At 71.6% G+C, this 19,461-nt stretch carries 17 protein-coding genes; 11 read left to right on the top strand and 6 right to left on the bottom strand.

Going from position 1 to position 19,461, the window contains the following annotated elements; genetic code table 11:
- From thyA to OR600_RS06125, 3 genes are all read right to left on the bottom strand, one after another.
- Nucleotides 1–849 (bottom strand): thymidylate synthase, encoded by an 849-nt coding sequence (gene thyA / locus OR600_RS06135; RefSeq protein WP_135977182.1) that lies wholly within the window; start codon nucleotides 847–849, stop codon nucleotides 1–3.
- Between the two features lie 65 nt (nucleotides 850–914).
- Nucleotides 915–1,775 carry a hypothetical protein gene (locus OR600_RS06130; RefSeq protein ID WP_265590826.1) on the bottom strand — a complete coding sequence of 287 codons (861 nt, stop codon included), beginning with the start codon at nucleotides 1,773–1,775 and terminating at the stop codon, nucleotides 915–917.
- Nucleotides 1,776–1,875: 100 nt separating this feature from the next.
- On the bottom strand, nucleotides 1,876–2,289 hold the full coding sequence (locus tag OR600_RS06125) for a (deoxy)nucleoside triphosphate pyrophosphohydrolase (RefSeq protein ID WP_135977183.1): 414 nt from the start codon (nucleotides 2,287–2,289) through the stop codon (nucleotides 1,876–1,878).
- 278 nt (nucleotides 2,290–2,567) lie between these two features.
- Here OR600_RS06125 and OR600_RS06120 point away from each other — a divergent pair, with 278 nt between their 5' ends.
- A complete protein-coding gene (locus tag OR600_RS06120; RefSeq protein WP_265590825.1) occupies nucleotides 2,568–3,344 on the top strand; it encodes a metallophosphoesterase in 777 nt (258 codons plus the stop codon).
- Nucleotides 3,345–3,373: 29 nt separating this feature from the next.
- Here OR600_RS06120 and OR600_RS06115 read toward each other — a convergent pair whose 3' ends face one another.
- Nucleotides 3,374–3,949 carry an STM3941 family protein gene (locus tag OR600_RS06115; RefSeq protein WP_265590824.1) on the bottom strand — a complete coding sequence of 192 codons (576 nt, stop codon included), beginning with the start codon at nucleotides 3,947–3,949 and terminating at the stop codon, nucleotides 3,374–3,376.
- 186 nt (nucleotides 3,950–4,135) lie between these two features.
- On the opposite strand from OR600_RS06115, the gene OR600_RS06110 reads away from it, so the two are divergent.
- Nucleotides 4,136–4,591 (top strand): PTS sugar transporter subunit IIA, encoded by a 456-nt coding sequence (locus tag OR600_RS06110; RefSeq protein WP_135977186.1) that lies wholly within the window; start codon nucleotides 4,136–4,138, stop codon nucleotides 4,589–4,591.
- Here OR600_RS06110 and OR600_RS06105 read toward each other — a convergent pair.
- A complete protein-coding gene (locus OR600_RS06105; RefSeq protein ID WP_135977187.1) occupies nucleotides 4,569–5,288 on the bottom strand; it encodes an SA1002 family membrane protein in 720 nt (239 codons plus the stop codon). The genes OR600_RS06110 and OR600_RS06105 overlap by 23 nt on opposite strands.
- A 183-nt stretch (nucleotides 5,289–5,471) precedes the next feature.
- Between OR600_RS06105 and OR600_RS06100 the strand changes: the two genes are divergently transcribed.
- From OR600_RS06100 to OR600_RS06090, 3 genes are all read left to right on the top strand, one after another.
- Nucleotides 5,472–8,144: an SGNH/GDSL hydrolase family protein gene (locus OR600_RS06100; protein ID WP_265590823.1), complete on the top strand. Its 2,673-nt coding sequence runs from the start codon at nucleotides 5,472–5,474 to the stop codon at nucleotides 8,142–8,144.
- Nucleotides 8,141–9,397, top strand: coding sequence for a deoxyguanosinetriphosphate triphosphohydrolase family protein (locus OR600_RS06095; protein WP_135977189.1), 1,257 nt, complete (start codon nucleotides 8,141–8,143; stop codon nucleotides 9,395–9,397). Before OR600_RS06100 ends, OR600_RS06095 begins: the two co-directional genes overlap by 4 nt.
- 124 nt (nucleotides 9,398–9,521) lie before the next feature.
- Nucleotides 9,522–11,213: an OPT/YSL family transporter gene (locus OR600_RS06090; protein WP_251173195.1), complete on the top strand. Its 1,692-nt coding sequence runs from the start codon at nucleotides 9,522–9,524 to the stop codon at nucleotides 11,211–11,213.
- 114 nt (nucleotides 11,214–11,327) lie between these two features.
- Here the strand turns inward: OR600_RS06090 and OR600_RS06085 are convergent, their stop codons facing one another.
- The gene (locus OR600_RS06085; RefSeq protein WP_168353964.1) at nucleotides 11,328–12,095 is read right to left on the bottom strand and encodes a gamma-glutamyl-gamma-aminobutyrate hydrolase family protein; all 768 of its coding nucleotides are present in this window, start codon (nucleotides 12,093–12,095) and stop codon (nucleotides 11,328–11,330) included.
- A 73-nt stretch (nucleotides 12,096–12,168) separates the two neighbouring features.
- Here OR600_RS06085 and OR600_RS06080 point away from each other — a divergent pair, with 73 nt between their 5' ends.
- The 6 genes from OR600_RS06080 (at nucleotide 12,169) to alaS (ending at nucleotide 19,460) form a co-directional block, all read left to right on the top strand.
- Entirely contained in the window at nucleotides 12,169–13,521 is a 1,353-nt protein-coding gene (locus OR600_RS06080) for a replication-associated recombination protein A (RefSeq protein WP_135977192.1), read from the top strand.
- Between the two features lie 62 nt (nucleotides 13,522–13,583).
- Nucleotides 13,584–14,123: a hypothetical protein gene (locus tag OR600_RS06075; protein ID WP_135977193.1), complete on the top strand. Its 540-nt coding sequence runs from the start codon at nucleotides 13,584–13,586 to the stop codon at nucleotides 14,121–14,123.
- 10 nt (nucleotides 14,124–14,133) lie between these two features.
- Nucleotides 14,134–14,511, top strand: coding sequence for an ATP-binding protein (locus OR600_RS06070; protein ID WP_135977194.1), 378 nt, complete (start codon nucleotides 14,134–14,136; stop codon nucleotides 14,509–14,511).
- 50 nt (nucleotides 14,512–14,561) lie between these two features.
- Nucleotides 14,562–15,344: a SigB/SigF/SigG family RNA polymerase sigma factor gene (locus OR600_RS06065; protein ID WP_135977454.1), complete on the top strand. Its 783-nt coding sequence runs from the start codon at nucleotides 14,562–14,564 to the stop codon at nucleotides 15,342–15,344.
- 1 nt (nucleotide 15,345) lies between these two features.
- Nucleotides 15,346–16,752: an AI-2E family transporter gene (locus OR600_RS06060; protein ID WP_135977195.1), complete on the top strand. Its 1,407-nt coding sequence runs from the start codon at nucleotides 15,346–15,348 to the stop codon at nucleotides 16,750–16,752.
- Nucleotides 16,753–16,817: 65 nt separating this feature from the next.
- Nucleotides 16,818–19,460, top strand: coding sequence for an alanine--tRNA ligase (gene alaS, locus OR600_RS06055; protein WP_135977455.1), 2,643 nt, complete (start codon nucleotides 16,818–16,820; stop codon nucleotides 19,458–19,460).
- Nucleotide 19,461: the final 1 nt, after the last annotated feature.

Genomic DNA, 19,461 nt, shown 5'->3' with positions numbered 1-19,461 from the left:
CTAGACGGCGATGGGGATGTTCTTGACCTGCGGGCCGTGCTCGTAGCCCTCCACGACGAGGTCGTCCACGGTGAAGTCGTAAAAGTCGGTGACCGCCGGGTTGAGCGAGACCTTGGGCGCCGGGTATTGCGGGCGCTCGATGAGCTCTTCGACCAGCGGCACGTGGCGGTCGTAGATGTGGGCGTCGGCGATGACGTGGAGCAGCTCGCCGGCCTCCATGCCCGACACCTGCGCCATCATCATGAGCAGGATGGCGTACTGGCACACGTTCCAGTTGTTGGCGGCCAGCACGTCCTGGCTGCGCTGGTTGAGCACCATGTTGAGGGTGGGGCGGGGGTTTCCCGGCTCCTGGGTCACGTTGTAGGTGACGCTCCAGGCGCAGGGGTAGAGGCCCATCTCCGGCAGGTCGCCGACGGTGTAGGTGCTCGTGATGATGCGCCGGGAGAACGGGGTGTGCTCGAGGTCGTAGAGCACCTTGTCCATCTGGTCGAAGTCGCCCTCGGGGTAGTGGGTCACCTGGCCGATCTGGTAGCCGTAGGCCTTGCCGATGGACCCGTTCTCGTCGGCCCAGGAGTCCCAGATGTGGCTCGAGAGGTCGCCCACGTTGTTGGACTTCCTCTGGTAGATCCAGAGCACCTCGTCCATGGCGCTCTTGAGGGCGGTGCGGCGCAGGGTGATGGCGGGGAACTCTCGGCGCAGGTCGTAGCGGTTGACCACGCCGAAGCGCTTGACCGTGTAGGCCGGGCTGCCGTCCTCCCAGTGCGGGCGCACGAGCTCGCCCTCCGTGGTCGTCCCGTTGTCTATGATGTCGCGACACATGGAGCAGAACAGCTCGTCGGCGTGGCTCATGGTGCCTCCCTAGGGGTGTCGTTGCATGGGAAAAGGGCCCCGCGAGGGGCCCGGTGGGTCGGGGGTCAGGACGCCGAGAGGCTCAGCGCCTCCATGAGGCTCTCGTAGCCGTCGTCGGCCACGGTGTTGAGGCCCTCGCGGCAAGTGTCCTCGAAGTCGTCCAGCGTGGTGCTGCCGTTGCCCGCGGCCGCCTCGCCGAGCGCGGCGAGGGCGTCGGCCGTGTCGTCCCAGCGCTCGGCCACGGCGCGGGCCGCCTTGGCGAGGAGCCTCGCCTCGCGGCCCTCTACGCCCTCGGGGAGCGCGTCGGCGAGCCCTGCCGCCTGGGCGGCGGCGTCGGCGGCCGTCTGGCGGGCCTCCTCGACGGCCTTGGCGGCGGCCTCGTCGTCGCCGTCCTCGGCGGAGGCGAGGGCGGGGCGCAGCTTGGAGACCACGGTGCCGTTGGCGGTGGCGTCGAGGGCGCAGAGCCCCTTGACCCAGTCGCGCACGCCCTGGGGGACGCCGGAGTAGTCCGAGGCGGCCACGTAGTCGTCGATGGTCACGTCGTAGGATTCCACATAGGCCTCGAGCCCGCTCTCCAGCGTGAGCTTGTCGACGGAGGCGCGGTCGTCCCAGCCGAGGCCGCCGTCCCAGTCGTCATAGGGGCTCGTGCCGTCCCAGCCGTCGTAGTCGTCGTCCCAACCGTAGCCGTCGTAGTCGTCGTACCCGTAGCCGTCGTCCAGGTCCCAGTAGTAGGGCGCGCCCGCCACGAGGAGCGAGGACGTGCAGCCGCCCACGCCGAGGGCGAGGAGGCAGAGGACCGCCAGGGCGCACACCACCCCCACGACGGGGCCGACGCCGGCATGGTTGTGCTCGTGGTCAGTGGTCGCAGAGGCCGACTCGACGACGGGGTCGCCGTCCGGGACGTTGGCGACGTGCTTCTCCTCCATGGGATCCTCTCGCGGGCGGTCGGGTGCAGGTGGCCTGATTCTAACAGGCAAAGGCGGGACCCCGTGCGGCACGGCGGTCGTACGGTCGGGGGCGCGTGCCCTAGTGCTCCTCGAAGATGGCGCCCCACCAGGTCTGGAGGTTCCTCATGAGGTCCACGTCGGCGGGGAGCCAGGCGACGTCCATCAGCTCGTCGCGGGAGAGCCAGCGGAGCTCGTCGTGCACGGAGGAGACGGGCTCCTGGCCCGCGGCGATGCGCGCGCAGAAGACGTCCATGGAGAGGTGGAAGTCGGGGTAGTCGTGCTCCACGTGCTCGAGCGCCCACAGGGATTCCAGGTCGCAGGAGAGCTCCTCGCGCACCTCCCGCACGCAGGCCTGCTCGGGCGTCTCGCCGGGCTCCACCTTGCCGCCGGGCAGTTCCCAGAACCCCGCCTGGTCGCCGTCGCTGCGGCGGCAGGCGAGCATGCGGTCGCTGCCGTCGACGATGAACGCCGCCGCCACGGTTACCTGCCTCATGGGTGCCTCCTCGTCCGGGTGCCTGCGGGTGGTCGCTCCGTCCCATTGTGGCACCTTGTCCCGCCGCCCGGCACGGCCGGGTGCGGTCGGGCGGCATGGCGGCGCGGTCCCGCTGGGACAGAAGTGCCCGGGTGCTGGGACAAAAGTGCCCGACCATTGGGACAAAAGTGTCCGGGTGGCGGGACAGGGGGCGGTGGGTTTGCGCTACCCATTTACCCCTGTCAAAATGATGGCTCGATTGCCGGTTGCTTTCAGATCCGTGATGGGAGGGGAGGGCCATGGCCGTCTACGTGCTCTCCGACGTCCATGGGCACCTGCGGGCGCTCGACGGCGCCCTCGCCCAGGCGTCGCCCGCCGACGACGACCGCGTCTACGTGCTCGGTGACATGGTCGACCGGGGGCCGGACCCCATGGGTGTCATCCGCCTGCTCCGCGGGCTGCCCAACGCCACCGTGCTCGCCGGCAACCACGAGCAGCTCATGCTCTCCTGCGTGGGAAACCCCGACGACCGCGCGGCCTGGGACCTCTGGATGCGCAACGGCGGCACCACCACGGCGCAGGGCCTCATGGCCCTGGTGCCCGAGGCCTACGAGCACACGGTCTCGTGGGTGCGGCGCCTCCCGCTCTTCGACGTCGTGACGGCGGGCGGCCGACCGTGGGTGCTCGTGCACGCCGGCATCGTGGACCCCGCGCCCCCCGAGGGCGGAGTGTGGGACGAGCGCTCGCTCTTCTCCATGCTCCTGGACCAGCGCCCTGACGACCTGCTCTGGGTGCGCTCGGGGTTCTGGGACCGCCCCACGGGGCTCGTGTCGGAGGAGGGCCCGTCCCCCGTGGTGGTGGCCGGCCACACGCCCTCCACCTACCTGCCCTACGTGACCGACGCCATGGACGGCCCCGTGGCCGACGACGACGGCCGCGGCGTCATGGTCTGGGTGGGCGGCGACAAGCTCGATGTCGACTGCGCGGCGGCGGGGGGCCACCCGGAGGGCCAGGTGGGGATCGTGCGCCTGGACGACGGGGCCACGTTCTACGAGCCGGTGCGGGAGGGCGAGTAGGGGAGGGCCCGGGGCCTGGCGCCCGGGGCCTAGCGCTTCTTGGGCGCCTTCCAGCGGCGGGGCTGCTTCACGGCCTTGGGGCGGTACGCCCGGGCGGCGTCGAGCACCTCGCCCACGGTGTAGGAGCCGGGAAACGCCGCCACGCGGACCTCGACCGCCGGGATGCCCTGGGCGAGGCGCGCGCGGACGTTGGCCGCGGGGTGGGGCGCCATGCGCCCCTGGAGGCCCTCCGGGTCCTTGAGGTCGATGGCCAGCGTGTGGCCCTGGCGCACCTGCCAGTCGTAGACGGCGGCGATGTCGTCCCAGGGTATGAGGCCGGGGGCCGCGGAGGAGGAGTTGTCGGTGATGCCGCGTTCGTCCACCTCGAGGGCCCAGCGGTGCTCGGGGAGCATGCGCATGAAGATGATGGCGCAGGCGGAGCCCACGACCACGCCCGTGGCGGAGGCCCACACGCGCCACGGCGCCTCCCCGTAGGAGCCCACCGACGTCACCAGGATGAACAACGACGCCACGGCCACCACGGCGCCGATGGCGATGAAGATGCGCTGACGGGTGGTGTCGGCGGCGATGCGGAACGGCTGGGGACCTTCGGTGCGAGCGGTCATGGGACCTCCAAGACGGCGGGCGCGCAGGCGCCGCGCGGCGGTGGCTTCCTGATGTCTTTCTGTTAAAGAAAGAGGAGAAGCCCGGCATTGGTTTTGGGCTGTGCCATGCTGCCTATAATGACAGGTGGGCGCGGTGCCGCGCCCGCCAAACCGTGATGAGTGGCCAAGATGCCCCAAGGAGGCAACATGAGCGATTTCGTTAAGGCAAGCCAGGTCTTCGTGGACAACCCCTCCAAGAGCCGCGAGGAGGTCCTCCAGCTCCTGTCCGAGCAGGCCGTGGCCCTGGGCATGGCCGAGGACGCCGCCACCGTGCGCGCCGCCTACGACGCCCGCGAGGACATGGGTGCCACCGGCATGCAGGACGGCTTCGCCATCCCCCACGCCAAGGCCGACGCCATCAAGGAGGCCGGCGTCATCGTCGTGAAGCTCCAGGAGCCCGTCGAGTGGCCGTCCTTCGACGACAAGCCCGTCGACGTGGTCATCTCCCTGCTCGTCCCCGACGGGGAGGCCGGCACCACCCACATCAAGCTCCTCTCCAACGTCGCCGTGATGCTCATGCGCGAGGAGTTCCGCGACGCCATGCGCGCCACCGACGACGCCGAGAAGATCGCCGCCATCATCAACGACGGCCTCGACGCCTAGCCGCGCCCCGATCGGCCCTGCCCCGGCGCCCCCTGCTGCCGCGATGCGGCCCGGGGCGCCTTTTTTGTGGGGAGCGGCCCTTGATGCGGGCGGACCCGCGCTTGGGGGCGTTCCGGCGGGCGAACCGTTCCAACACCACGGTCACCCAGCTGGAGATGAGCAACGGCTGCAGCACGAGGTTGATGTTGGCCGGCGTGAGGGCGATGGAGAAGAACTGGCCGAGGCCCTCCGGGTGCCCGAGGCGCGCCACGCTGGCAAACCCCTCGAAGAAGCACTGGTAGACCACGCAGAAGATGGTCAGCCATTGGATGATGTACTCGAAGATCTGGTACTCGTCGCCGCCCATGGACACCCAGCCGAAGCGGCCACGCAGGAGGCGCCGCACCTCGTACTGCACGATGGCGGTGGCAAACACCAGGAGGAAGATGGCGGTCATGAGCGTCCCCGCCGAGAACCGGCCGTCGTCGGTCACCAGGAGGCCCATGAGCGCGGCGGTGGGCCCGGGGACCCGGAGCAGCGCGGCGGCCCCCACCAGGAGCGCGGCCATCACCAGGGCGTTGCCCACCATGACGACGCAGAACTCCAGCACCACGTGGAAGATGCGCCAGCGCACCTTGGGGTCGTCGCCCTGGTACATGATGCGCCCGCAGGCGTAGAGGGTCACAAGCACGATGAGTGCGCGCGCGATGACGGTCACGGGGCTCCCTTCCCACGCATCCTGTCCGGGGCACGGCGCCCCGGGGTGCTCTTACCCATCGGGCGAGGGTGAGGGGCCCTGGGTGCCTTGTGAGACAATGGCCGGTGTCCGATGAGCGCCGACCGCGAGAGGGGGACCCGAATGGGCAGATGCCGCTGGCACAGGCTGGGGAGGAGCTGGCCCGTGGAGGTCCCCGCCGAGGGGCTGCTCCACGGGGCCGTGTCGCTCGAGCGCGGCGCGTCCGGCTGGGTGCGTCCGCTGCGGTTCTTCCCCTCCCAGCTCAGGGCCCTGGGGAGCTGCGCCGCGTGGCACCCGTCGCTCTACCGGGCCCAGGCGCGCACCACCTCCGGGATCGTGGTCGAGTTCGAGACCGACGCCTCCGAGTGCGCCCTCCAGATAGACGTGGACCCCGAGCCCCGCACCACCGTGGCCCAGGTGGAGCTCGCCGTCGGAGGCCCTGCGGACGACCCGTTCGACGGCGTCTCGGCCACGGTCGACGGCCGGCCCGTGGCGCCGTGCATGCCCCCGGAGGGCCCCGTGGAGCTCGTGGTGGACCTCGCCGGCGAGGACGGGGACCCCACGCTGCCGGGGTTCGACCCGCGCCGCCACGTGCGCATCTACCTGCCGGCCCTGAGGGGCTGCACCGTGGGCATGGTGCTCTGCGACGGCACGTACGTGGACCCGGTGCCGCCCCGGCCCACCCTCCTCGTGCTGGGCGACTCCATCTCCCAGGGGTTCCTCGCCGGCGACCCGGCCGGCACCTGGCCGGCGCTCGTGGCGGCCGACAAGGGCCTCGACCTCGTGAACCAGGGCGTGGGCGGTCTCGTGTTCCAGCCCACGGCCCTCATGGGACTCGGGGCCCTCGAGGCCCCGGACACGGTGTGGGTGGCCCTCGGCCCCAACTACCGCTTCGAGGGGTGGTCCGGCACCGTCGTGGCCCGCGAGGTCGCCGCCTACATCGACACCGTATGCTCCCTCTGGCCCGAGGCCCGCCTCTTCTGCGCCACGCCGACGCCTCACGACGAGGACGCCTACCCCACGGCCCGCGGCGCCGCCTACGGCACGGTCCCAGGACTCATCGCCGACGCCTGCGCCCGCCACCCTGAGGTGACCCTCGTGGACGGCCTCGAGCTCCTTGAGGACCGCGCCCGCTACTTCGCTGACGCCGACCACCCCTCGGCCCGCGGCGCCCGGCTCATGGCCCTGCGCATCGGCCGCGTCATGGCCGGCGAGCCGCCCATCGACACCATGGCGGCCAAGAAGGCCCGCCGCGCCGCCCGGGAGGCCATCGCCGCCCGGGAGGGCGCCGAGCCCTGCGACCTGCCGCCGGAGGACACCGAGCCCATCGACCTCGCCGCCCTGGCGCCGGCCGTGCCCTGCCACCTGGAGCCGCTGGCCCCGGCGTCGGTGGGGGAGGGCGCCCCGGCCCGCGCCGACGCCGCGCCCGCACCGGCGCCCGACGCCGCCGCACCCGCCCTCGGGCGCGCCCTGGAGGACCGCTTCAACGCCCTCTGCGGGTCGCTGCCCGGCCTCGACGCCGAGGGCCGCGCCGCGGGGCAGGCCTACCTCGCCGGGACGCACGCCCTCTACCACGGGGCCCCGCTCAGCTGGGCCTTCACGCCCAAGCTGTTCACCGTCGAGGGCGAGCGCCTGCTCGCCGACGCCGCCGAGACCATGTACCGCATCATGGCCAAGACGCTCCGGGCCTACCGTTCCGACCCGGCGGTGCGCGCCGCCTTCGGGCTGCCCGCCGACGTCGAGCGCCTCTGCCTCATCGAGGACCACTTCCCCTGCCCGGTCCCCGTGGCCCGCGTGGACGTGTTCCTGAACGAGGACACCGGGGAGTACTGGTTCTGCGAGCTCAACTGCGACGGCTCGGCGGGCATGACGGCCACCGACGAGGTCTCCCGCGCCGTGGCTCTGAGCCCCACGTTCGCCGCGCTCGAGGGGGAGCGCCCCGGCCTCGACCCCTACTCGGTGGTGGACGCCTGCGCCCGTGAGGTCCTGGACTGCTACGGCGCCTGGGACCTGGCCGGGACCGGGCCCTTCCCGGCGGGGCGGCCCAGCCTCGCCGTCGTCGACTACCTGGAGTCGCTCTCCCGCGACGAGGCTGAGGACTTCGTGGCCCGCTTCGCCGCCATGGGCGTGGACGCCCGCATCACCGACATCCGCGACCTCTCCGTCGACGAGGTGGGCGGCCGGTGGCGCCTCATGGACGGCCGCGGCCCCATAGACTGCGTGTGGCGTCGCGTGGTGGTCTCGGAGATGATGGGGAAGCCCTGCGAAGGGGCCGACGCCCTGGTCCTCGCCGCCGAGGAGAACCTGGCCTGCGTGGTGGGCGGCTTCTCCACCTGGCCCTGCGCCACCAAGAACGTGTTCGCCTTCTTCCACGGCCCGCAGGCGGCCTCGGTGCTGGACGCCGGGGAGCTCGAGTTCGTGCGGGCCCACGTGCCGTTCACCAAGGTGCTCGCCCCGGGAGACGACCTCGCCCCCTACCTCGACCGGGAGGCCTGGATCGTCAAGCCCGCCGACGGCTACAACGCCGACTCCGTCGTGGCCGGCCGCGACGTGGACGACGGGCGCTGGCTCGAGGTCCTCGGGCGGGGCCGCGAGACCGGCGCCGTCGTGCAGGCCTACGCGCCGCAGTACGTGTGCCCCGTGGTCGTGGGCGGCTGCGCGCCGGAGGACGTCACCCAGCTCTCGGGCGTCGTGGATGCCTCCTGTATGGAGGGCCTCTACCTCTTCGGCGGACGCTTCTCGGGCGTCTTCACCCGCTGCGGCGTGGGCGCCACCATCGGCGAGTGGACGAGCCGCCTCAACATGGGCTGCTTCGTGGACCGCGGGGGCCGGCCGTGAGGCCCGGCAGCCGGCAGGGCGCCCTCAACCCCCTGGCGCCCGGCCTCGCCCGGGGGCTCTCCCCCGAGGCGCGGGCCCAGGTGGCCGAGAACGCCGCCCGGGGTGCCTGCAGCCCCTGGGCCACGCCCGACTCCGCTGCGCTCCGCCGTGCGGACGAGCCCCGGGACGTGGCCACGGCCCTCCGCCCCGCCTTCATGCGCGACGTCGAGAAGGTCATGCACCTGCCGGCCTACAACCGCCTCGCCGGCAAGACCCAGGTGTTCAGCTTCCTCGCCGACGAGGACCTCTCGCGCCGCGGCCTCCACGTGCAGCTCGTGAGCCGCGTGGCCCGCGACATCGGCCGGGCCCTCGGCCTCAACTGCGACCTCATCGAGGCCGTGGCCCTCGGCCACGACATCGGCCACACGCCGTTCGGCCACGCCGGCGAGCGCTTCCTGGACGCCATCCTGCGCCGTCGCGACGGGCGGCGGTTCTTCCACAACGTGCACTCCGTGCGCGTGCTCGACACCCTCTACGGGCGCAACCTCTGCCTCCAGACCCTGGACGGCATCCTCTGCCACAACGGCGAGTGCGAGCTCCAGCGCTTCACCGTCTCGGGCCTCTCCTCCTTCGAGGGGTTCGACGCAGCCGTGGCCGCCTGCGCCACGGAGGGCGAGGGAGCCGTGGGGCACCTCAGGCCTATGACGCTCGAGGGCTGCGTCGTGCGCGTGGCCGACATCGTGGCCTACGTGGGCAAGGACCGTCAGGACGCCATCCGCGCCGGTCACGTGGGGGAGGGCTCCTTCGCCGACGGCCTCGGCGGCGCCTACAACAGCTGGGCCCTCGACGCCTTCATCTCGGACATCGTGGAGTCGAGCCTGGGCCAGGACGCCATAGTGATGAGCGACGAGGGGTTCGCCGAGCTCAAGCGCGCCAAGCGGGAGAACTTCGAGCGCATCTACCACTCCACCGAGATAAACGGGGCCACAAGCCACGCCGTGGAGGGGCTGTTCGAGCTCGTGTTCGACGCCGCCCTCGACGACCTCCGGGCCGGTCGGGCCGAGGCGCCGGTCTTCGCCCACCATGTGGCGCCCCTGGAGGCCGACCTGGCCCACTACGACCGCACCTACGACTGGGAGGCCGACCCGGTGCAGACGGCGGCCGACTACATCGCCTCGATGACCGACGACTACTTCATGGCCCTCGCCGAGCGCCTGGACCCCACCGCCGCCAAGGTCTTCCCCCAGCACAACTATTTCGATGCCCTGGCCTGAGGCCTGCGGCGCCCCAGCGCCCGCGCCCACCCCAGTGCACATCAGTCCGTGCCCCGCGCCTGTGCCTGATTTTCAGCTACCATTGCCCGAACAACCGCGAACATCCTCACGTTAGGGGAGACCAATGCACCCTGAGACCAGCCAGTCCCCGCGGGCCGGCCGCGCCCTCACGCCGCGCGCCCTCGTCATCGGGTCGGTGGGCAGCGCCGTGCTCACGGCGAGCTCCATGTTCATCGCCCTCAAGATGGGGGCCCTGCCCTGGCCCATCGTCTTCGCGGCCCTGGCCTCGGTGGTGACCCTGAGGGCCCTCGGCAGCCGGGACCTCCACGAGGCCAACGTGTGCCACGCGGCCATGAGTGCCGGCGCCATGGTGGCCGGCGGCCTCGCCTTCACGCTGCCCGGTCTCTGGATGCTGGGCCCCCAGTACCAGGTGACGTTCCCCCAGGTGCTGCTCTGCGCCCTGTCGGGCACGGCCCTCGGCCTCGTGGCCTCGGCGGTGCTCCAGCCCTACTTCATCCGGGAGCGGCGTCTGGCCTACCCCGTGGGTCTCTCGGCGGCGGACACCCTCAGGGCCTGCGACGGCTCCCAGGGCAAGGACGCCCCGGTGCTCTTCGGGTCCATGGGCCTCGCCGCCCTCTACGCCTTCGTCCGCGACAACCTTGGTGCCCTGCCCTCGGTCCTGGGCTTCGGCGGCGTCATCCCCGGCGTCACCCTGGGCGTGTACAACTCGCCGATGATGGCGGCCATGGGCTTCGTGGTGGGCGTCGTGCCCGCCCTCGTGTGGTTCGCCGGCGCCGTCCTGGGCACCGTCGTGGTGGCCTGGGCCCTTCCCGCCCTCGGCGTCATCGCCGCCGCGGACGCGCCGTCCATCCAGACGAGCCTCGGCCTCGGTCTCATGCTCGGCGTGGGCGGCGGGGCCGTGGTCTCGGGGCTCGTGCCCGTCGTCAAGGCGCGCCTCGCGGGTGGCGCCGGCGCCGCGCCGCGCCCCGACGCCGCCGAGGAGCGCCGCCGCCTCTCCGTGCCCCGCTCCGCCGTGGCGCTCGCCATGGCCGTGGTGGCCGTCGTCGCCTGCGTGGGCCTCGGCCTCGGGCCGCTGCCGTCGGTCGTCGTCATCCTCGGCGCGTGGTTCTCGGTGTACCTCTCCGCGTGGCTCACGGGAACCATGGGCATCAACCCCATGGAGATCTTCGGCGTGCTCGTGCTGCTGCTCGTGCGCATCGCCTTCGCGGGCCTCTCCATGGAGACGCTGTTCCTCGGCGCGGCCGTGGTGGCCGTGGCCTGCGGCATCGTGGGCGACGTCATGAACGACCTCAAGGCCGGCGACGCCCTGGACACCGACCCGCGCGACCAGTTCGCCGGCATGGCGGTGGGCGGCCTCGTGGGCGCCGTGGTCGCCTCGCTCATGCTCATGGCTCTGGCCGGCGCCTACGGGCCCGAGGCCTTCGGCCCCGAGGCCACCGGCGCCGACACCTTCGTGGCCGCCCAGGCCTCCGTCGTGGCGACCATGGCGGGCGGCATCCCCCACGTGGGCGTGTTCTTCGGCGCCTTGGCGGCCGGCTTCGTCATGGCCCTGCTCAAGCTGCCGGTCATGACGCTCGGCCTGGGCGTGTACCTGCCGTTCCACATGAGCGCGTCGGCGGGCCTCGGCGCCCTCGTGCGCATCGTCGTGGAGCACCGCCACAGGGATGACGACCCCGAGGCTAAGGCGGCCCGGGAGGCGCGCTGGCAGGCGGCGGCGTCGGGCCTTCTCGGCGGCGAGTCGCTCGTGGGCGTGGTGACGGCCTTCGTGGCCGTGGCCCTCATGCTCGCGGGCTGACGGCCGGCCGGGACACGCACGGCTGGGGCGCGGAGGGCGCCCGGGACCCGTCTCAGACGGCGGTCCCGGGCGCCCTGTCCGTCTGCGCCCGCGTGCTGTACCCGGGCCGGACCCTCAGCGGCCCAGGGCCCTCCGCCGGGCGTCGGCCGCGGCCACGAAGGCCGAGAAGAGCTCGGGCTGCGTGCCCATGATCTCGGGGTGCCACTGCACGCCCATGAAGAACGTGCGGTCCGTGAAGTCGATGGCCTCGGGCGTGCCGTCGAGGGCGCGCGCCACCACGTGGCCGCCCTGGGGCACCTCCGAGATGGCCAGGTGGTGGATGGAGTTCACCCGGGTCTCCAGGCGGCCGAGGATGCGGGCGAGCTCGCTGTTGGGCTCCACCAGCACGTCGTGGCTCGGCGTGTCGAAGGGCTCGGGCTGCAGGTGACTGCCGATGTGCGCGGCCATGGACCAGGCCTGCTCGCTCACGTCGCGCACGAGCCTCCCGCCCATGGCCACGTTCATGACCTGGAGGCCTCGGCAGACGCCCAGGCACGGCACGTCCCGGTCCCAGCAGGCGTGCACGAGGGCGCCCTCGAAGGCGTCGCGCACGGGCATGGTCTCGCCGAGGGGGTGGTGGGTGGAGTCGTCGTAGGCGCGCCCGCCGAAGCTCGCGCCGTCGATGTCGCAGCCGCCGGTGAACACGATGCCGTCGAAGCGCTCGGCCACCTCGTCGGCGCAGGCGTCGGCGCCCTCGTGGGCGGGCAGGCCCGCGGGGAGGCCGCCGGCCTCGTAGACGCGGTCCGCGTAGTCCTTGAAGATGATGAGGTACTCGCCCGTCTCGTCGGGCCTGCCGCAGATGCCGATGAGGGGGCGGCGGCAGGTCCCCGCCGTGTAGTCCATGGTCCCTCCGTCGAGTTCGTGGGTTTGGGCCAGTATGGCGAACATTAGTTTCCAAGACCTTACAATACCTGCCATGGACACTCTATTCTCCCAGCGGGAGCGCGAGGCCAAGGCGCGGTTCGCACCTCTCGCCGCCCGCATGCGACCCCACACCCTCGAGGAGTTCGTCGGCCAGCCCCAGGCGGTGGGCCCCGGCTCGTGGCTGCGCCGCGCCATCGAGCACGACGTGCTCTCCTCCGTGATCCTCTACGGCCCCGCCGGCACGGGCAAGACCACCCTGGCCCGCATCGTGGCCAACGTCACCCGGGCGGAGTTCGTGGAGGTGTCGGCCATCACCGGCACCGTCAAGGACCTCCGCCGCGAGGTGGACGCCGCCGAGCACCGCCTGCTCTCCGACGGCCGGCGCACGATCCTGTTCGTGGACGAGATCCACCGGTTCAACCGTAGCCAGCAGGACGCCCTGCTCCACGCCGTGGAGGACCGCGTGGTGGTGCTTGTGGGCGCGACCACCGAGAACCCCTACTTCGAGGTCAACTCGGCCCTGCTGTCCCGCAGCCGCGTGGTGGAGCTCACGGCCCTGGACGACGGCGCCGTGGGGGAGCTCGTGGACCGCGCCCTGGCCAGCGACCGGGGCCTCCGTGGCTGCTTCGCCCTCGACGACGAGGCCCGCGCCGCCGTGGTGTCGCTCGCCGGCGGCGACGGCCGGGCCGCGCTCACCACGCTGGAGCTGGCGTCCCAGCTCGCGAGCCCCGACGGCACGGTGCCGGCGTCCGTCCCGGAGGAGGGCCCCTACGCCATCACGGTCGCCGAGGTCGAGGAGGCCAACCCCCGCCGCGGCCTGCCCTACGACAAGGGCGGCGACATGCACTACGATGTGGTCTCGGCCTTCATCAAGTCCATGCGGGGCTCCGACCCCGACGCCGCCCTCTACTGGCTCGCCCGCATGATCGACGGGGGAGAGGACCCGCGCTTCATCGCCCGCCGCATCCTCATCTGCGCGTCCGAGGACGTGGGCAACGCCGACCCCCAGGCCGTCCTCGTGGCCGAGGCCGCCTTCAAGGCCGCGGAGGTCATCGGCTACCCGGAGTGCCGCATCAACCTGGCCCAGGCGGCCACCTACCTCGCCCTCGCTCCCAAGTCCAACGCCTGCGAGGCCGGCATAGACGCCGCGCTCTCCGAGGTGCGTCGCGGCCCGCGCCGCGAGGTGCCCAACCACCTGCGCGACCGCCACCGCCCCGGGTCCGACTCCTACGGGCCCTACCTCTACCCCCACGCCTTCCCGGCCGGCTGGGTCCCCCAGCGCTACCTGCCCGAGGGCCTCTCCGCGGGTGCGTTCTGGCACCCGTCGGAGCGGGGGTGGGAGGCCTGGCGCCGCGAGGCCGTGGCCCGCGACCGCGGCGGTGGGCCTGCGCCCTCAGATGGGTAGAATGCAAACCATCGGAGCGAACGGGCCCCGGCCGAGGCCGGCGCCCTGAGAAAGGGAACGCCATGAACATCTGGATTATCGTCGCGCTCGTCGTGCTCATCGCCGCCTTCGTGTGGGTGGGCGTCGAGATCGCCCTCACCCTGCGCAAGGTCCGCGGCAAGGTCGACGGCCTCGTGGACAAGGTCGACGGCACGGTCGACGGGCTCCAGGGCACCATCAAGAACGTCGACAAGGCCGTCGCCGACCTCAACCCCGCCATCCAGGAGGTCAAGCCCCTCCTCGGCAAGGTGGAGACCACGGTGGACGCCCTCTCCCTCGACCTCCTTCAGGTGAACACCATCCTGTCCGACGTGGGGACCGTCACCGGGGCCGCCTCCGACGCCACCACCGCCGTGAGCGGCGTCGTCGACAAGGCCGCCGCCGTCGCGGGCAGGGCCGTCAACAAGATCACCGGCAAGGGCGGCGAGCAGGGGGCCCAGCCGCTGCCCGAGGCCGAGGCCGCGGCCATCGACGCCGCGGCTCCCGAGGTAGAGACCGTCTCCGACGACAGCGGGTACTTCACCTATCCCGCCAGCGCCCCCACCGACAGCGACAACGAGTAGGAGAGGCCCCATGGATAGCAAGATCGTCGAGCTCAAGACCCCCGCATCGGCGGAGTTCGCCCGCTCGGTGCGTATGCTGGCAGCCAACCTGGCCGTGGTCTGCGGCCTGTCCATCGACGACGTCGAGGACGTGCGCATGGCCGCCGAGGAGGGCTTCGTCTACGCCTGCGCCACCGAGCAGGACTTCTGCGACATCCTCTTCGCCATCGACGAGGCCCAGATCCGGATGAGCTTCTCCCTGGGCCCCTGCCGCGACGTGGAGGACGCCTACGAGGAGGGCTCGTTCGACTACGCCCAGCTCATCCTCGGATCGGTCACCGACGAGTACTCCATCGACGACGGCCACACGCGCCTCACGGTCCTCAAGAAGATGGGAGGGGCCGAGTGAGCGAGTCCAGGCCCCAGGTCTCCCGGACCTCCGGCATCCACGCCCGCCGCATGTCCGCCGGTGCCGGCAGAGGCAAGCTGGCGTGGGACAAGGAGCGCACGCGGGAGCTCTTCGCCCTGTACAAGGACGAGGGCGACGAGGACGCCCGCGAGCAGCTCATCGTGAGCCACCTCAACCTCGTGCGCTTCCTCGCCTCCAAGTTCAAGAACCGCGGCGAGTCTCTCGACGACCTCATCCAGGTGGGCACGATAGGCCTCATCAAGGCCATCGACCGTTTCGAGCCGGAGCGCGGCTTGGAGTTCACCACCTACGCCACGCCCACCATCATGGGCGAGATCAAGCGTCACTTCCGCGACAAGGGCTGGTCCGTGCGCGTGCCCAGACGCCTGCAGGAGCTCTCGGCCAAGGTCAACCAGGCCACCGACGAGCTCACGAAGGACCTCCAGCGCTCGCCCTCCGTGGACGAGATCGCGGCCTCCCTCGGCGTCACCGTCGACGAGGTCCTCGAGGCCATGGAGTCCTCGAGCGCCTACAGCTCCGTGCCCCTCGAGGGCGGCGGCTCCGGCGACCAGGACGCCCCCTCGGTCATCGACCACTACGCCACCGAGGACCAGGACCTTCTTGCCTCCGACGACCGCATGGTCATCGAGGACACCATCGGCTCCTTCTCGCCGCGCGAGCAGGAGGTCCTCAAGATGCGCTTCCAGGACGGCCTCACCCAGGTGGAGATCGCCAAGCGCCTCGGCGTGAGCCAGGTACAGGTCTCGCGCTTCCTGCGCCGCACCCTCAAGAAGGTCCAGGACCGCATCGACCCCGAGGGGCTGATGGGGTAGCATGGCCGGCCAACCGTCAGTACAGCAGCCGACGGGGGTCCCCGCGTCCGACCGCCTGCGCATGGTGCGCGTGTGGACGGTCGTGGGGTTCGTCCTCGTCTTCATCTTCGTGGTCTGGGCCCTGGGCTTCCTGGCCCCCGCCATCGAGTTCCTCGCCGTGGGCATCATCGTGGGCTTCATCTGCAGCCCGCTCGTCAACTGGCTCGAGAACCACGGCGTGGGGCGCGCCCTCGGAGCCATCATGGCCCTCGTGTGCGTGCTCGGCGTGGCCGCCGCTGTGGTGGCGGTGCTGGGTCCCGCGTTCACCGAGCAGCTCACGTCGCTCCTCGAGCGCATCCCCGGCTACCTCCGCGAGACCCAGGACTGGCTGCGCTCGCTCTTCGAGCGCTACGGCAACGCGGACACCGCGGACCTCCAGCAGAACATGACCGGCGTGGTGGACGCCCTGTCCACCATGGGGTCCAGGTTCGCCACCGACCTCGCGAGCCAGCTCTCCAGCGGCCTGCTGCCCAACCTCATGAACATCGTCAACGTGTTCTTCATGTTCTTCCTGGGCCTCGTCATGGCCTACTGGCTCGCGCGCGACTACCCCAGGATCGTGCGGGAGTTCGCCGTCATCGCCGGCCCCGCCCACCGCGACGACCTCACGCTGCTCCTGGCTGTCGCCAGCCGCTCCATGGGCGGCTACATGCGCGGCATCGTCATCACGTCCATCGTGGGCGGCTCGCTGGCGTTCCTCGGCTTCACGGTCGTGGGCCAGCCCTACGCCCCGCTCATGGGCATCCTCACGGGGCTGCTCCACTTCGTGCCCGTCGTGGGCCCCTGGATCAGCGCGGCCATCGCCACGGTGACGGCCCTGTTCGTGAGCCCGGTGTGCGCCTTCTGGACCCTCGTGGTGGCCATGGTGGCCGAGAACGTCACCGACAACGTCGTGAGCCCCGTCGTCATGCGCTCCGCCGTCCAGGTGCACCCCGCCCTGTCGCTCCTCGCCATCGTGGTGGGCTCGAGCCTCGGCGGCGCCGTGGGCATGGCCATCTCCATCCCGGTGAGCGCCGCCATCAAGGGCGTGTTCATCTACTACTTCGAGACCCGCACGGGCCGCCAACTCGTGTCCCGCGACGGCGCGCTCTTTCAGGGCACGCCCTACCGCCACGCCGACGGCAGCCCGGCGCCCTCCTGCGACGCCCTCGACGACGACCACTTCTTCGCCACGAGCCGCCTCGTGCCCGAGCCGCCGGAGACCGACGTCACGGCCGAGGCCGACCCTGCGCCCAGGCCCGACGTCACCGAGGTCATCCGGCGCCACGCCGCGGAGGCCGCCTCCATCCTCGAGCGCGGCCACGACCGCGCGTCGGGGCAGCGCGGCGGCGACGCCCAAGACGACGACCGGGACCGGGACAAGCGGTAGAATGCCCCCTGTATGCGACCAGCCTGCAAAGGAGAAGCCCCGTGGCTGAACTTGACTACCCGACCATGACCACCGCAGAGATCCGCTCCTCGTTCCTCGACTTCTTCGAGGCCCACGGCTGCAAGCGGTTCCCGTCCTCCTCGCTGGTCCCCGACGACCCGTCGCTGCTCCTCGCCAACGCCGGCATGAACCAGTTCAAGCAGTACTACCTGGGCACCAAGACCCTCAAGGACGCCATCGGCGCCACCTCGTGCCAGAAGTGCCTGCGCACCAACGACATCGACGCCATCGGCCTCGACGGGCGTCACCTCTCGTTCTTCGAGATGCTTGGCAACTTCGCCTTCGGCGGTTACTCCAAGCGCCAGGCCTGCGAGTGGGCGTTCGACTTCATCGTCAACCACCTGCACCTCCCGCTCGACCGCCTTTACTTCACCGTCTTCACCGACGACGACGACTGCGCGGCCATCTGGGAGTCCCTGGGCGTGGACCCGGGCCACATCTCGCGCTTGGGCGAGGATGACAACTTCTGGGCCGCCGGCCCCACCGGCCCCTGCGGCCCCTGCTCCGAGATCTACTTCGACCAGGGCGAGGAGCACGGCTGCGGCAGCCCCGACTGCGCCCCGGGCTGCGACTGCGACCGCTTCCTCGAGTTCTGGAACCTCGTGTTCACCCAGTACGACCGCCAGGAGGACGGCACGCTGGCAGACCTCCCGCACCAGAACGTCGACACCGGCATGGGCCTCGAGCGCATGGCCGCCATCATGCAGCACAAGTCGTCCAACTACGACGGCGACATCCTCTGGAGCCTCATCGAGCTCGGCGAGCGCCTCTCCGGCGCCACCTACGGGCAGGAGTTCTCCAAGGACGTCTCGCTGCGCATCATCGCCGACCACTCCCGTGCCGTCACGTTCATGATCGGCGACGGCATTCTGCCCTCCAACGAGGGCCGCGGCTACGTGCTGCGCCGCCTGCTCCGCCGCGCCGTCTTCCACGGTCGCCTGCTGGGCATCGAGGACGCCTTCCTCTGCGACTACGTGGCCGAGGTGACGCGCCTCATGGGTGACACCTACCCCGAGCTCGTGGAGAACGCCGCCCTCATCGAGGGGACCGTCCGCGCCGAGGAGGCCCGCTTCTCCTCCGTCATCGAGACCGGCCGCCTCTACCTTGAGGGGGAGCTCGAGAGGCTCGCGGAGGGGGAGACCCTCTCCGGCCACGTGGCCTTCACCCTGCACGACACCTACGGCTTCCCCGTGGACCTCACCCGCGAGATCGCCCTCGGCGCCGGCCACGACATCGACCAGGGGGCCTTCGACGCCGACATGGAGGCCCAGCGCTCCCGCGCCCGCGCCGCCGGCGCCACCGACTCCGACGCATGGAGCCAGGTGGACGTCTGGACGGCCCTGTCCGACTCCGTGGACGCCACGGAGTTCCACGGCTACGAGGGGGGCGAGCTCCGAGGCTGCACCGTGCTGTCCATCGTGCGCGACGGCGAGAGCGTCATGCGCGCCGAGACCGGCGACGACGTGGAGGTCGTGCTCGACCGCACCCCGTTCTACGCCGAGATGGGCGGCGAGGTGGGCGACACCGGCGAGCTCTCCGGCATCGAGTTCCGCATGGATGTGGACGACACCGTCTCCCACGACGGCCTCACGGCCCACGTGGGCCGCGTCAAGGGCGGCTTCGTGCGCGTGGGCGACATCGTGACCGCCGAGGTCGACGAGCGCCGCCGCGAGCTCATCCGCCGCAACCACACGGCCACCCACCTGCTGGACGCCGCGCTCAAGCGTGTCCTGGGCGACCACGTGCACCAGGCCGGCTCCCTCGTGGCCCCCGACCGCCTGAGGTTCGACTTCACCCACTTCGAGGCCCTGACCCAGGCGCAGGTCCATAGCATCGAGGAGCTCGTCAACGAGCAGATCTTCCTCGCCCTGCCGGTGACCACCGAGCTCATGTCCATCGAGGACGCCAAGGCCTCCGGCGCCGTGGCGCTCTTCGGCGAGAAGTACGGCGACGAGGTGCGCGTGGTGCGTGCCGGCGAGGGCCCCGAGCCCTTCTCCGCGGAGCTCTGCGGCGGCCTCCACGCCTCCAACACCGCCGAGCTCGGCATCTTCAAGATCGTGTCCGAGGGCTCCGTGGGCAGCGCCGCCCGTCGCATCGAGGCCGTGACCTCGCTCGGCGCCCTGGACTTCCTCAACGGCCGCCTCGACGCCCTCGACGCCGCGGCCGCCTCCCTCAAGAGCCGCCCCGCCTCCGTGGCCGGCGCCGTGGACGACATGCTGGCCCGCGAGCGCGACCTCAAGGCCAAGCTCAAGCGCGCGCTCTCCGGCGCCGGCGCCAACGCCGCCGTGGACGCCCTGGCCGGCGCAATCCAGTGCGACGGCTACAAGGCCGTGGTGACGCGCCTGGACGGCCGCGACGCGCGCGACCTCCGCGGCGTCTGGGATACCCTGCGCGAGCAGGCCAAGGGCCCCGTGGCGTGCTTCCTCGTCTCCCAGTCCGACGAGGGCAAGACGTCGCTTCTGGCCGCCGGCACCAAGGAGGCCGTCGAGGCCGGCTTCGACGCCGGCGCCGTCGTGAAGGCGGTCACCGGTGCCTTCGGCGGCCGCGGCGGCGGCAAGCCCGCCATGGCCCAGGGCGGGCTGCCCGGCCCCGCGGTCATCGCCGACGCCCTCGACGCCGTGCGCGAGCGTCTGGGCCAGGGGAAGTAGC

Source organism: Granulimonas faecalis (genome assembly GCF_022834715.1).
Lineage (GTDB): Bacteria > Actinomycetota > Coriobacteriia > Coriobacteriales > Atopobiaceae > Granulimonas > Granulimonas faecalis.
Note: the sequence above shows the minus strand (reverse complement) of the source record. Positions and strands in the feature narration are given on the sequence as shown.